This is a genomic window from Pseudobacteriovorax antillogorgiicola, from assembly GCF_900177345.1.
GTDB lineage: Bacteria > Bdellovibrionota_B > Oligoflexia > Oligoflexales > Oligoflexaceae > Pseudobacteriovorax > Pseudobacteriovorax antillogorgiicola.
The window spans coordinates 43,182-55,889 of sequence record NZ_FWZT01000035.1 but is presented as its reverse complement, the minus strand read 5'-3'; the positions used below and the strand labels follow the sequence as shown (position 1 = coordinate 55,889).

At 47.3% G+C, this 12,708-nt stretch carries 17 protein-coding genes; 2 read left to right on the top strand and 15 right to left on the bottom strand.

Annotated features, from left to right (window positions below):
* Positions 1–59: 59 nt before the first annotated feature.
* Genes B9N89_RS29310 through B9N89_RS29260 form a run of 11 tightly spaced genes read right to left on the bottom strand, consistent with a single transcriptional unit; the run spans position 60 to position 6,113 of the window.
* Complete coding sequence (locus B9N89_RS29310; RefSeq protein ID WP_132325709.1) at positions 60–536, bottom strand: phage tail sheath protein; 477 nt, start codon at positions 534–536, stop codon at positions 60–62.
* A complete protein-coding gene (locus tag B9N89_RS29305) occupies positions 533–937 on the bottom strand; it encodes a hypothetical protein (RefSeq protein WP_132319591.1) in 405 nt (134 codons plus the stop codon). The genes B9N89_RS29310 and B9N89_RS29305 overlap by 4 nt, the downstream gene beginning before the upstream one ends.
* Positions 934–1,752 (bottom strand): baseplate J/gp47 family protein, encoded by an 819-nt coding sequence (locus B9N89_RS29300; protein ID WP_132325707.1) that lies wholly within the window; start codon positions 1,750–1,752, stop codon positions 934–936. Before B9N89_RS29300 ends, B9N89_RS29305 begins: the two co-directional genes overlap by 4 nt.
* The gene (locus B9N89_RS29295) at positions 1,752–2,072 is read right to left on the bottom strand and encodes a hypothetical protein (RefSeq protein ID WP_132325705.1); all 321 of its coding nucleotides are present in this window, start codon (positions 2,070–2,072) and stop codon (positions 1,752–1,754) included. Before B9N89_RS29295 ends, B9N89_RS29300 begins: the two co-directional genes overlap by 1 nt.
* Positions 2,069–2,257 (bottom strand): hypothetical protein, encoded by a 189-nt coding sequence (locus B9N89_RS29290; RefSeq protein ID WP_132325703.1) that lies wholly within the window; start codon positions 2,255–2,257, stop codon positions 2,069–2,071. Before B9N89_RS29290 ends, B9N89_RS29295 begins: the two co-directional genes overlap by 4 nt.
* A 3-nt stretch (positions 2,258–2,260) precedes the next feature.
* A complete protein-coding gene (locus tag B9N89_RS29285) occupies positions 2,261–2,821 on the bottom strand; it encodes a phage baseplate assembly protein V (protein ID WP_132325701.1) in 561 nt (186 codons plus the stop codon).
* Positions 2,796–3,254 carry a hypothetical protein gene (locus tag B9N89_RS29280; protein WP_132325699.1) on the bottom strand — a complete coding sequence of 153 codons (459 nt, stop codon included), beginning with the start codon at positions 3,252–3,254 and terminating at the stop codon, positions 2,796–2,798. Before B9N89_RS29280 ends, B9N89_RS29285 begins: the two co-directional genes overlap by 26 nt.
* The gene (locus B9N89_RS29275; protein WP_132325697.1) at positions 3,209–3,499 is read right to left on the bottom strand and encodes a hypothetical protein; all 291 of its coding nucleotides are present in this window, start codon (positions 3,497–3,499) and stop codon (positions 3,209–3,211) included. The genes B9N89_RS29280 and B9N89_RS29275 overlap by 46 nt, the downstream gene beginning before the upstream one ends.
* Positions 3,500–4,552: a major capsid protein gene (locus tag B9N89_RS29270; RefSeq protein ID WP_132325695.1), complete on the bottom strand. Its 1,053-nt coding sequence runs from the start codon at positions 4,550–4,552 to the stop codon at positions 3,500–3,502.
* Entirely contained in the window at positions 4,553–4,963 is a 411-nt protein-coding gene (locus B9N89_RS29265) for a head decoration protein (protein ID WP_132325693.1), read from the bottom strand.
* Positions 4,953–6,113, bottom strand: coding sequence for a S49 family peptidase (locus B9N89_RS29260; RefSeq protein ID WP_132325691.1), 1,161 nt, complete (start codon positions 6,111–6,113; stop codon positions 4,953–4,955). Before B9N89_RS29260 ends, B9N89_RS29265 begins: the two co-directional genes overlap by 11 nt.
* Positions 6,114–6,638: 525 nt before the next feature.
* On the opposite strand from B9N89_RS29260, the gene B9N89_RS29255 reads away from it, so the two are divergent.
* Entirely contained in the window at positions 6,639–7,568 is a 930-nt protein-coding gene (locus B9N89_RS29255; protein WP_132325689.1) for a hypothetical protein, read from the top strand.
* Positions 7,540–8,088, top strand: coding sequence for a hypothetical protein (locus B9N89_RS29250; protein ID WP_132325687.1), 549 nt, complete (start codon positions 7,540–7,542; stop codon positions 8,086–8,088). Before B9N89_RS29255 ends, B9N89_RS29250 begins: the two co-directional genes overlap by 29 nt.
* A gap of 37 nt (positions 8,089–8,125) precedes the next feature.
* Here the strand turns inward: B9N89_RS29250 and B9N89_RS29245 are convergent, their stop codons facing one another.
* The 4 genes from B9N89_RS29245 to B9N89_RS29230 are packed head-to-tail and all read right to left on the bottom strand — an operon-like array spanning position 8,126 to position 12,237.
* Complete coding sequence (locus tag B9N89_RS29245; RefSeq protein WP_132325685.1) at positions 8,126–9,583, bottom strand: phage portal protein; 1,458 nt, start codon at positions 9,581–9,583, stop codon at positions 8,126–8,128.
* Positions 9,580–9,786, bottom strand: coding sequence for a hypothetical protein (locus B9N89_RS29240; protein ID WP_132325683.1), 207 nt, complete (start codon positions 9,784–9,786; stop codon positions 9,580–9,582). The genes B9N89_RS29245 and B9N89_RS29240 overlap by 4 nt, the downstream gene beginning before the upstream one ends.
* Complete coding sequence (locus B9N89_RS29235; RefSeq protein ID WP_132325681.1) at positions 9,783–11,654, bottom strand: phage terminase large subunit family protein; 1,872 nt, start codon at positions 11,652–11,654, stop codon at positions 9,783–9,785. The genes B9N89_RS29240 and B9N89_RS29235 overlap by 4 nt, the downstream gene beginning before the upstream one ends.
* The gene (locus B9N89_RS29230; protein WP_132325679.1) at positions 11,647–12,237 is read right to left on the bottom strand and encodes a hypothetical protein; all 591 of its coding nucleotides are present in this window, start codon (positions 12,235–12,237) and stop codon (positions 11,647–11,649) included. The genes B9N89_RS29235 and B9N89_RS29230 overlap by 8 nt, the downstream gene beginning before the upstream one ends.
* Positions 12,238–12,708: the final 471 nt, after the last annotated feature.

Here is a 12,708-nt window from a genome sequence, read left to right as displayed (position 1 = left end):
GTTAAGCCGTTCAGCGACGACTCTTAGCTTCTCAAGAACTGGATCTTTTAGAATGGCCATCAAGACTCCTTTGTAAGGCTGTTTGCTGGTGGTTTTGGCTTGATCCTTTCTGGATTACCAAGACGCTCATTGACTGCCGCTGGAATGATCCCGCTATGACCGGGAGCTGCCAGAATCTTTGGCTTAAGCCCCGTCGCGCTTTCAGCTGTAAGAAGGGCCTCGATGGCTGTCATGACATCGCTATTGCTATCAGAGGCCGCCCTTACGACAACGACTGATGCGCCGCCCTGCTCATAGATTTGAAGAAGGCTCCCGTAAAGGGTCCCTTTATCCGTCTCCCCCTCTTTTCCTGGGGGCAGCACGTCAGCTAGAGCCTTGGCTCTTGAGCGAAAGGCCTTCGGGACGTTTGCCTCAAGGCTAGCTGCAGCATGGGGGGCTGTTCCAACCAATCCGATCACGCTTTGAGAGCCAGTGGTAATAGTTCTGATCTCACCAGAGGATTCCTCGATGACGATCCCGTTAACGTATTCGCTCACGAAAAGACCCTTTCATAGTCGCCGTGGAAGATTCGGCTGAGCCTTCCCCGAGCGGGAGCAGAGATAGAAAGTGCCGCCAGGATCTTTTTAACGTCAAGCTCACTGGGCCTAAGGCCAGGGTCTAGTTCGTACTCCCAGTTGGAAAGGCGGATGAACTTGGCATCCGAAAGCCCAACCCATTCGAGGGCCTTTTCGATTGAAGCTACGGTCCCACGAATCTTAAGAAAGTCTGGAGCCTCAGAGACTATCTTTTTAAAGTCTGAGGCATATGCTGTAATAGCTTCTAGGCCATACTCTTTTAGAATTGCCCCTGCAAAGGCAGGGCTTGGATTAAGGCGAACATCAAGCACACGCTCAGGAGATAGAGATGGGGCTTGATCTGAAATATAGGACGCAATCACTGCTTCACCTCCGGCGTTAATGTAACGCTTGAAAGACTCACATACTGATAGTCTTCAGGATCGATGTCTTGGGTGGGTGAGCTTAGCCGGACTGAGTAGACCCCTTGCCCCTGGAGCTTAGCCGTAATCCAGCTCATGGATGGTCCCCAGCCAAGTCTTGCCCTTTCTTTAAGGGCCTTTTCAAAGGCTGACTTGATCTTTGAGACCACACTAATCGAGGTGAAGGGCTCAAGGACAAGGGTTGCCGTGACTTTAAGGTCGAGGGGGCTAGCAAGTTTTACCTCAACCTCATCGAGGGCGGGTTTCACGTCTTTTCGGTTTAGGTAATCGCTTACCGCCGTGACAGCCTTAGCCTTTAGCTCTTCGCTATCGCTACCCACTTGAAGGTAGACCGCGACTTTACCGTTTTCACTTCGGGCCTTGGTATCTAGGACTTTAACCTCATCAAGCTGACCTGCAGCAAAGGCTAGCCCCTCATACATGGCAAGGCTTCCCGCTGAGGAGGCTGAGGCAATATCAGCAGCGATGCGAAGGCGAAACTTCTCGTCACTCTCGCCATCCCGCCGCTTACCCTGTAAAATAAAGTCGAGCTCTTCCGAAAACCCTAGAAGTTGCTGGAGGGCTGCGTAATTTACCCGCTCTCTAGTGACAATTTCTGTAAGTGTTACTTCTGCCATCGCGTGGTAGATCGGATCCACCACGGTTGGCCTTTCAAAGTCAGGCACCTCCCTTCGATAGGCTCTTGTCAGCCGATCAAGCTTTTCACCTAGGATCTGCTCGTAGTTTAGATCTTCGTAGATTTTTGGTTCTGTCATTAAATTCCTTCTATGGTAAAGGGTTGGTTTTGGTAGTTTCCGCTAAGGGTAAATGTTGTGAGGCCCTCTTCAGTAACCTCGCTTAGGGTTTCAAGCCTTAGCCCTGGAAGGGCTTTTGATAGGGAGTCCGTCACGGCACTTGTCAAATCAAGGAGCGCTTCTTCTGTGATCACTTCTCCCAGAAAGGCTAGAAGATCGGTCCCAAACCAGCGATGCATGGGCATCGATTTTCTAGGGGTGCGAATGACTCGCCTTATGGATTGGCGAAGATACGGCGCCCCCCGGATAAGTTTTCCGGTCCTTTCGTCTGTGCCGATCATGTGATCTTGCCGCCTGTAAGTGGTCCTCCATTAGATGGGCACACCCCTGTGACAAGGGCGTTTTTTGTGATGTGCTGAAGGATTTTGGTGATCACCATCTCCCAACCTTCCGTCTCATTTTGCGCACTCTTAATGGCTCCAGCAATTTCACTCGCTAGGGCTTTTTCTGTTCCAGCTAGGGGCAATGGCTACTCCAAAAATGAATCTAGGATGGATTTGATCTCTGGCAGTTTTGTCTTATCTTCTAAGGCTTCTCGTGGACCCATCATGGTTGGGGTCTTTGATTCGGCTATGATGGCTAAGGCGTCAGAGATGGCTTTAATCAGCTCACCTTTCTTGCCGGTGATCGAGACTTTCTCAGCGTCGATCACAATCTCCTTGGTCTTGATGCTCCAGCGACTTTCGTCTTCATCAAAGATTAATTTGGTCCCATCGACGAATTCGCTAATATGCTGAGCTGGTTTATCAGAGGGCGGTGTGAACGCATCTGAATACAGGCCACGGAGCACAAAACATAGACTTAAGTCTCCTCCTGGGGCCAGCAATAGGCAGCTTTCCCCAACTGCTGGAGGGGACCAGTCTCTTCGATTACCAGAATGAGCTGTAAAATAGGGCCGCCAATCTGTTAAAATATCCCCAGACTTGACTCTTACGAACGCATTTTCGAGATCTACGGCCTCGACTTTTCCAGGGCGGATTGCATTGGCAGTTCGCCTCTTTATTTCAATCAATTCTCGTTCGATTTGCATAAATCTTTTCAGGTGTTTGTCCGTCAGGTTCCTGGTCTAGGGACCAGTAGTGAATCATAAAGGTAATTTCGGAAGCTGCGATCACATACTCCCCGTGGGATTCAATCACAAACTCTTCGCCTACGAACTTAAGGTCTGATATTGCAGCCCGAAGCTCTTCTGAGCGCCAAAGGGCTCTGGCGACGTCTTCCGATAGCTGCTCGATCTCGGTCTCAGCATCTGCTTTGGGAATGATGATCAGTTCAATCTTTAGTTCAAGCTCATGCTCTAGGTGATTTCCAGAATCGAGGGTCACCTCATCGCGCTCTGATGTGATCAGAGCAGCCGGTAGGTCTTGGATATGAATGCCGCTGGTGCGGCCCGAGAATGCGTTTAAAGATAGATCCTTTAGAACCTTCCGAGCGATGTTTCTGATTTTTGTTCTCTCACGCACTTTAAACGCACCTCGGTCACACCGATACCTGTATCGATCACGCGATCGACATAGTAGGTCTTATCTTTGTTCTTAATTTTGTCGCCTTTTTTAAGCTGAACGCTGTCTTCTAAAAACACCTCTGCTCTTAGGCTTTCGACATCATGATCGATAGCACCATCGATGACGGTGTATTCTGTCAGCCAACACGGGACTTCATCACCGCTTTCCAGGGTGATCCTATCTTCTAACTCTAAGTCATCCAACTACAGGGCCTTAAAGTAGGCTGTGGCATTGACATCGTGGGGAATCAAAAGAGGAGCTGAGTGGAGCTCGTAGTTTTTTGACTCAAGGTGCTCGTTGCGATAGGGACGAATAAAGTATTCCATAGCCCGATAGCCTGCCATCTCACTGATGATACGCCCATAGTGGCGGGTGCCGCCAATACTATCAGCTGTAAGGAGGACTTCGCCATCTTCTAGGATTGGCTTTTCAACGCCCTTTTCCCGGTAGCGGCCTGAGTGGATATAGAACTGAAAACCGCCGATGTTTCCGGCATACTCGACATCCTTAAAGTCTTGAAACGGCGTCAGCTCAATGCCAAGCCTTACGCCCCGGCGGATGTCATACATCTCGCGGATCTCTTTGTTCTGCCGAAGGTGGCTAAAGGTCTTGTGATTAAGGTGAACCGTCCGAGCGATGGCGCCAACCCGAGAGTGATCTTTGATCTTCATCTTATAGTCTTCAAGCTGAGAGAGGATCGAATGATCAAGGTTGGACCATTTTTCATCCTCCTTAGCCGTTTTTCTCACAAGGTCTTTGTGCCGCTCAAATTCGAGGAGGACAGAAACCCCTTCGCCTTCGATGGTAGCTCGGCCAAACTTGATGGCTTCAATCGCCATGAGCTCGATTCGGTTCCTAAGCCTCGTCCTAAGCCGAACAAGGTTTTGACCAATGATCATCCGCTCCCTAGCTGCTGGACTCATAGAGCCTAGGTAATCCTCTGTGGGGAGGACTTCAAGGTTATCAATGGAATTATGGACCATGGATTCCTTGACATAGGCAGGCTTCATAGAATTGACCTTTAGCCCCTGACGCTTGATAAGCTTTCCAGGTAGCAGTGGATGAGAGAAGGCCGATACCCCCTCGGTCAAATCTTCCTTATTAAAGTGAATCTCATCGGTATTGTGAAAGAGCTTTTTTGTAAAGTAATTCGATGAGAAATAGAGTGGCTGAATGGCTTTTGAGAGATCTCTTGCCAGAAGGTTCAGCTTTTTAACGTCCTTCCAGAGGGGAAGGCTTCCCGTAACGGTGGGCATCTAGTCGGTGTCCTCCTCAAAGTAGATATTTCTTAGCTCAAGGCCCTCTTCCATATCGTCAAGGGTATGACCTTCACCAATGGTTAGGCCGCTTTTGATGTATGAGCCTGTCCGATAGGCCACAGCCTTCATATCACTTGCTCTTGCATCAACGGGGCAGGAAAGTATCCTGCTTGGAATCTCGCTACCGTCATCGACCGGTGCTTCGGTGCCATCCTCTTGGGTCACAGATTTCGCGGAGAGCACATACTTGCCGTTTGGCTTTTTGCCAAGGATTGAGCCTTCAGCTAGGTTCTGGCCCTTTTCGATGATGACTTCGGCCGGCATACGGACCGGAAACTGTCGACCTAGAAAATGGTCGGGTTCCCAGCTTGCGATTTCTTTATAGTGGGGATCAAACTTATAGCTCATTCTCCCCCCATCCACCAGCTCGGGCCAAGGCCACAAGATCTTCGTTGCTGCTTGGAGAGTCGATAGGAACTGAGCTTAGGCCCTTAAGGCTCTCATCCTCTTTGTAGGGGGTTGGGCTTTTAGGGGCAATGCTCCCGCTCGCCAGGATGTCAAAGGCAGCATCTTTGGCATTTTTTCCGCCCTCAATAAAGGCTAGGAGGGTTTGATCATCGACGTGAGCCCTGCAGGTTTTGAACAGCTCGGTAACTCTTGCTCTTTCTTGGGCTACACCTCTTGCTAGAATATGATCAGTACTTTCGGACCTAGAGGCTTCTTTAGCGGCTTTTACACCCCTAGTTTCCCCAAGCTTGGAAGCCTCCTTTTCTTTTTTATGCTCGCTCATAACATCCTCAAAAGTTGCAATCTCATCAATCATTCCCCTATGTTTTGCGTTTCCTGAAATAAATACAGCTCCTCTTCCAAAGTCAGCTAAAACGGTTTCGTCTGTAACGCCCCGGTTCCTTGCAACACTTGAAATAAAGACTCCAGCAAGGTCATCAATAAGTCTTTGGGTTTCGCTTCGTCCTTCCTCCGTTGCTGGGTCCACATTCTTCAAGGGCGACTGAGAGCTAATGAATCTGAATTCGCCCTCAGCTCGATCAGCACTTAGAACTGATTGGACACCAATGCTACCAATGATGGCAGTTTTAGAGGCAAAGATCTTATCTGCTGCACTTGCAATCCAGTAGGCAGCCGAGGCTCCCGTTCCATCGATATAGGCAAGGATGGGCTTTTTTTGCCTTGCCCTATAGATATGTTCTGAAAGTTCCTGGCAGCCGCTAACTTCGCCGCCTTGGCTATCGATATTGAAAACGATAGACGAGATGCTATCGTCTTCTAAAAAGCCGTGAAGATCTCTTAGAACCAGTTCGTAGCTTGTGGCGCCGCAGACCTCTGTAAGAAGATTGGCCCTTTTAAATAGGGGGCCAGCAATGGGAATGACTCCAATTCCATCTCTTACCGTTGCTTTATATGTATACTTTGGTTTTTCGCCTAGACGTTTCTCTAGGGCTTTAAAATCGCCTTCTCCGTTTACTGAAGCTATAAGAGCCGATAGTCCTTCCTCTCTCATAGCCCAGTAAGAAGACTCAATCGCTTTTTTTAAGATCAAAGCTTCTCCTCTCAACGCTTCTAACGATAGACTATGAATGGTTTTTCTTTCAAGAGATAATACGCTCGTTTTGAAATTTGTGGTTCAAAGTTGAGCCACGAATTTTAGTTGGAGTGATTTTGTTGTTGAAATTTCAAATCTTGATCACGGGGTCTTCTATGATCAACTCAAGCCTTCTCGATACAGATCTAAGATAGCGAGCTAGTGATTTATATTCAAGCCCAAGGAAGGGGTGAGAGGCAATTACTGTTGACCCTGGTTCAACTGATTGTGGCGTATAGCTCAAGGCACCAATTGATATCAATGCCGATAAGGCAGATAGGGTGAAATTACAACAGCGATTTTTGATCCTAAGTTACGTTTTTAAGAGACTGCATTAGGATTATGCTTTATTGATACACATAACCTCTGAGTTCTTCGATCAAGTGCGAACACTATCTTTTAAAACTAGAAGTTTGGTATTGAGACAGATAGGCAATCACGATAAAAGTCACCGAAAAATCAATTATCATAATGGTAAATGCGATGACTGAAACTACAAAGAAAGTTCGTTTTGAGTTCTATAGATTAACGTTGGCAGTCAATACTGAGTACCGATCCTTTGAGCAATACCTTGATCGATATATCAACTTCAAATTTGATATTCCCTACATTTCACAGAAGAAAAGATGGCTGGACTTACATCAGCTCAAAGACCACCGAACTTCAATCACAGGAACTATCAGGAAAGGCGAGCTTGATCCAAACCTTTATCGGGGAAAGCCGAGAATTCCAGAGGAACCAATTGAGTTTGAGAGTGGTGAAGGAGTCATTCAGAAGTCGTATTTTGGTATACGTCAGTCCTCCGAGCACACAGATGTAATAATTCAGCAAGTTTCAGGAGGGCCATCACTACGCCAGGTCAGAAAACTATTTAGCCATATAGTAAAGCAGGTAGAAAAAGAAGATGTCTATATAGAACTCCACCCCATTCTCCGGCATGATATCCATAATATTCTTAGCAGTAAAGATACTCGCTTTATCAATCTTCGAGTAAAGGTATTTCGCAATCAGATACAAGATCGTTCCATGTTTGAAAGAAGCCTTCCTCTCCTAGAAGTCATTCGTAGGTTCTCTACTGATCATGCTCCTGACTATATTGACCTCAGTTTTGGATTAGCTAAAGAGACAATCATGGATTTTGAACGAGAGCTAAAAAACATAACAGGAACCGATTGCTACATCATGAAATCCATTCTTAATCAGAAAGAAAATCGTTTAGTAGTAGACGTTGTTTATGATAAGGTTCCTCAGGTAATTGATCTTCTCAAAGGACATCTGTTCAAAGATGAAGAGATTCTGATAACTGATGATCAATTTGACGATGATGACATAAGAGAACGAATTGTTTCGTTACTTTTTTCCTCGTCAAGGAAAGGTGATCAGCATGAAGAAAACTTTGGTATCCATAGTTAAGCCTCTATTGCTTATTGCCGTTTTTTTGGCGCCTTTAAACTTGCTTTTTGCTCACTACGCATCGGCAGCGCATCTAAAAACTCTTTCAACGATAGCCACTTTATGTGCCGGAATTTCAGCAACCCTATTTGCTTTCGGCATTACTCCCTTAACCACAATGGTCGGGATGAACAATAGAAGGTTGTCACAGATTTTTGGTAACCCCGAAATCGCCCAGCAGATTATTAGTCACTACATTATTCTTGAAGCGTTACTTATAGTATCGATGGTTTGCTATGTAACACTACTTTTTTTCTCGGAAACCCAACAAGCTTATCTGATATTTGTCCCAAACCTTTTCTTTATTGCTTCGATATTTCTATTCTTTCGTGTATTTCAACTTTTCTTTGAAATGATTCAAGCTGCTGTCACTGGCGCTTCTCAATCTGAGATTCGATTTTCTTTGCGCGGAAAAGCTAGAGTTGGTGGGGAAGAGCAGTATCTAGAAATTAGCAAAGCCTACTTTACTTTAGACTCTTAGTTCATAAGAGCAAACTATAGTAGGCGATCAATACTTCTCAGTCTAACCTTTCTGAGTGAGCTGAATCTTTTGCTGTCTCAATACCGATTTTATCATAATCCTTCCCCTTACTCTCAACAATCTCCCGACGAGTCGTCGTCCCATTCGCGAGCTCCACCTCATCAGCCTTGGCATCCTTAAGGCGATCAATGCTCGGCATCTCCTGTCCGATCCACGTAGCTTTTAGGTAGGTAGCTCTCTTAAGTGGATCCTCAAACCCCGGAGCATCAAGCAACCCCTTAAGGATCGCCTCTTCAATCACCCACTCATAGACAGGCTGACAGAACTGGATTTCAAGCCACTTTCGGCGGATTTTAAAGAATCGCCAGGCCTGAAGCAGTGAAGCTCGGGCTGCCGAGTAGGAGGCTGAAAAATGCTGAAGCAACACTTCATACGGTAGACCGATCGATGGCCCGATCTGCTTTAGTACTGACTGAAAGAAGGCCTCGAACTGGGGCGAAGGCCTGCCTGGCGTCGGTGACTCGACCTTTTCTCCAGGAAGAAGATTCAGCATGGTCATGGGACCAAGCTTAGCCCTTGACCTTTCTTGCTTTGGAGCCTTGGCGCTGTATTCATTGGCATAGCTTCTTTGGTCGAGGACGCTCACGCCCTCGGTCGTGATAAATGTCGTATAGAAGGCATTGATCACGGCGGCAGCAATCTCTGCCTCAGCGTAGCGGCTGAGCTGCTTAAACTTTTCAAGGGCTGGGGCAAGGAGTGGTTCGCCGCGGGTTTGATCTGACATTCTTCTATGGAAAACGTGAAGCACCTGGATATCATCACTTTTCGAGTAGCGGGGAACTCTCATAGTCTTGAGCTCTGCATAGCGATCGCCAAGGTATTTGCCGCGATTTAAGATGTGATAGGCAATGGGCTCGCCATTAAGGTCAAGCTCAACGCCTTCCCTTAGATCCTGCCGCCCCTGATAGTCGAGCGGATCAGTAAGCCTAGCACCCGGGATGAGCTGGACGGCAGTTGCGAGAAGGCCATGCTTTCGCACCTCCTTGACCCTACGAACCCCAAGAATGTCGCCATCAACGAACTGACTTCTAAGCACCTGATCCAGGAGCTCGGGGAATGTGGACCTACCTGTAAAGTCAAGGGCTGTGGATTCTGCGTGGAGCCTAAAGAGGTTCTCAGCCCGCGCCTCAAATCCCCGAGCCTCCTTTTCAGAGATTTCAAGGATCTCATGATTTAGCTTTGCCTGAGGCCAAAGCCCCTCACCCACGACGTTGCTGGTGATGTTTTCGATGGCGCCCCGAGCAATGGATTCATTGCGGTCAAGATCGCGGGACTGATCCCGGAGCACTTCAAGAGATGGAAGAAGAGCCTCGTCGGTATCCCCTGAGGCTGGCATCCAGTTCTCTACGATCCGATTGAAGGGATTGGCAGTCTTATAGCTATGACTCATGGATTGAGGCAGCAGCAGCCCTGATGGGCTTTCTTCGTAGTTCACTCGGGCACTCCTAAGATGATGTCACGGCCACCTTCTCTTGCAACCATGCGCCTTAGGAAGGTCTCGCGTTTGTAGAGGTCAGCAAGATTGGCTTTCTTGTGCCGCCTTCGATTGCCGCCAACTTCGATTTCAAACTCCTGATTCTTTTCTGCAGCCTCTATAGCCTTCTCAACAGCTTCTAGCTGCTCCCGATAGCTTTTCATGATTGGGCCCTCCCATCGAGATCATCGCAGACGGAATTGATATCCTGAGCCCAGAAACAAAACGCCGCATCTGCATAGCGCATGGCATCGTGGGCATGGTCAGCCACATGATCGGTTGTGACATAGGTTCTTATCATCTGTCCCTCCTGTCTTACCCACTTGGCCTTTGGGGCTGTGAGCTGGCGATAAAAGCTCTCGCGAAGCCCCTTATGAAAGTGCATAACCTGTGGCCCGGAATAGGAAATAAGCTGATTGCCATTTTTTAAGGCCTCCTTGATCTCTTTGGCTTTATCGATGGACTGGTTGATCGAGGAGTAAAGACGACCATGGGTTGCCAGTTTTCCCACAGGAAAAAGATCAACCGTCCGCTCCTTGACCTTGGTCGAGTTGCCAATGACGGGGGCTGAAGGGTTTCTCGATCCCTTGATGGCCAAGATAAACTCCGGAAGCCGTCCCCGGCAGAAGTTATAGACGGCCTCGGTGTTGTGGCCGCCCGTATCGACACAGGTTACAGCGATCCTAAGTTTGACTCCGGTGTGGTGGGTATAGGTCTGGCTAAGGACGCGGTAGACCTGACTCCAGATCTCATCCTTATTGGAATCGCCCTCGATGACCACATGGTCTAAGATCCAGTTTTCAAGATCCCGCCCCCAACCGCGGACCACGATATCTACGTGACTCGGATGGGTATCAACACCTGCTGTGATGGCTCCAATGCCTTGGGGCAGTGGATCATCTGGACCAAAGCTATAGTCTTCGGCAAGGGTCATGATGTCTTCTGGATCGATGGTTTTGATGTTTCGATCTTCCCAGGTTTCGCCTAGGACGTTATTGACGAAGACCTTCAGCTCTTGGGGGTTGGTTTTTCCCTTTTTGAACTGCTCAACAGAACTCTCCCAAGACCATGCTCCGAGGGGGGCATAGAGGGCAGGCAGATGAAAGCCCACAGACTTGGGGTTTACAGGGTTAGCGGTCGCCTGCCATGAGGCGTTTCCCCGCTTTAGTAGTTCGGGCTTATCTTCCTCATAATGCTTGTATTCACACTTTATGCAGCGATAGTGGACTCTTTCTTCGCCAAAGAAGAACCTTTTCCATTCAAAAATCTGAGGTTCCCCACAGCTAAGGCATTTAATGAAGTATTTGCGCTTGTCTGAAAAGTTATACTCCTCTTCAATCCGGCAAGAGCCATGAATGGTGGGAGTTGAGATGTAGAAGATCTTTTTTCGACCATCATAATGAGAGGTGCGGCCAAGGGCGATGCCACACGGATCGCCATGTCCCTGGCAATCATCATCGTAGGCCGACACCTCGTCAAACATCACAAACTGAACCGTATCAGATCGGAGAGAAACCTCCGATTTCGCAGTCCCTAGGTTTAAAAATCCACCTGGAAACTGCTTGGTAATCAGGGTGTCCTTGGCCTCTTTCTTACTTGAGTAACGTTCAAGCTCTTCGATCTTTCCCTGCAGTGATTTGCAGTTGCTCACAATCGGGCTGATTCTTTGCTTTGAGAACTTGTTTCGAAGTTCATCATTAGGCTGGACGATTAGCATCGGCGCAGGAGCGGCATCCATAACCCACAGCATCCAGGCCAAACCTGCTAAGGTACCACCAGTTTGCCAGCCCTTCATGAGAACAACTTTTTCAATGCCGTTATCAGGCATCAGAGCTGAAAGGATCTCGTACAGATATGGAGTTCGGTCAAAGTCCACAAGACCTGGAAAGGGGTTCTTGCCAGGGATCAAGTATAAGTTCTTCTCAGCATGCTCGGCAATGGTGATGTCGGGATTGGGTCTTAGGGCATAAGCGATATCAGGTAGGATTGAACCGTATTCGTCGCTCTTAAATTTGAAGTTGAGATCAAGCACGACTCACCTCCTCAATCGCATCTGAAAGACTTGATAGGAGTTTTTTAATCTCTCCAGCCATGGACCGACGAGCTTCAGTGATAATCGTCTCCACATCCTTCGATAGCCTGGTCGATGTGTTATCTCCGAACTCATCATCAAGAAAACGATCGATAGAGCGACGAAGGTCACCACTGATTTCATTGGGTGTGTTGAGGAGATTGTCCCTCAGACCTCTGAAGCTTTGAAACACCTCGTTCCTAATTTTTTCTTTGGGCATTAGAATTTTCGCTTCGGATTCGTATTCGAGCTTTTCGTTAAGTGCGGAATAGTGAATCTTCATGGCATTGGAGTCCTTAGGATCCATGATGCCTTCGGAGAGCTTGGTTAGATCGGAATGGTTTTGCTGTCCCTTGCGATACTTGGTTTGATCGGCATTGCCGAACCACTCTAAAATACCTTTCACAATATCAATTGATACTTTGCCATTGGATCTGCTGATCGATTTATTGAGCCTTTTACCGCTGGATATCTGCTGGGTAATAGCAGCTTTAGAAACACCAATAAGCTTGGCAAATTCGGCCTGACTTACGTCCCTCTGCAATAAGAAATGTCCTCTCAAAAAGGTTAAGGCAAAACACTCTCTACTTAACTTTTTTCAGTGTAGAAAAAACGAGATATGCACAGTCGTAGAAAGGGTTTCGCAAAATATGCATGTTTCGATTTGTTAAGTAGTTAAGTCAAAATTTTTTGCTTGTTGAGAGAGAGGATTGAGTTGGCCATCCACCCAAGAGGCAGGCATCATAGAAGGACCCAATAGCATTTATAGTATAGGGTATATTGGAAGTCAAGCGATTGGAATAAAATAATATGTTTTTCGGAATTTTACCTATGATCTAGAGTTGTCTAGCTTGCAGCGCGTGCAGCAGAGAAATGGAGCCACCAATAATAGACGCATCTTCCAACTATAAACATTTAAAGATTATTACCGATGGTATTGTTGATCGATATCATACGCTTTCACTTAGTCTAGCGGAGACTCGTTGATATAGAATTTGCCATCAACTTTTTTCTA

Bases quoted from the DNA above. Each gene is read 5' to 3' on its own strand.
- B9N89_RS29295 (WP_132325705.1), bottom strand. From the start codon at position 2,072: ATGATCGGCACAGACGAAAGGACCGGAAAACTTATCCGGGGGGCGCCG.
- B9N89_RS29300 (WP_132325707.1), bottom strand. From the start codon at position 1,752: ATGACAGAACCAAAAATCTACGAAGATCTAAACTACGAGCAGATCCTA.
- B9N89_RS29255 (WP_132325689.1), top strand. From the start codon at position 6,639: ATGACTGAAACTACAAAGAAAGTTCGTTTTGAGTTCTATAGATTAACG.
- B9N89_RS29240 (WP_132325683.1), bottom strand. From the start codon at position 9,786: ATGAAAAGCTATCGGGAGCAGCTAGAAGCTGTTGAGAAGGCTATAGAG.
- B9N89_RS29270 (WP_132325695.1), bottom strand. From the start codon at position 4,552: ATGCCCACCGTTACGGGAAGCCTTCCCCTCTGGAAGGACGTTAAAAAG.
- B9N89_RS29265 (WP_132325693.1), bottom strand. From the start codon at position 4,963: ATGAGCTATAAGTTTGATCCCCACTATAAAGAAATCGCAAGCTGGGAA.
- B9N89_RS29285 (WP_132325701.1), bottom strand. From the start codon at position 2,821: ATGCAAATCGAACGAGAATTGATTGAAATAAAGAGGCGAACTGCCAAT.
- B9N89_RS29250 (WP_132325687.1), top strand. From the start codon at position 7,540: ATGAAGAAAACTTTGGTATCCATAGTTAAGCCTCTATTGCTTATTGCC.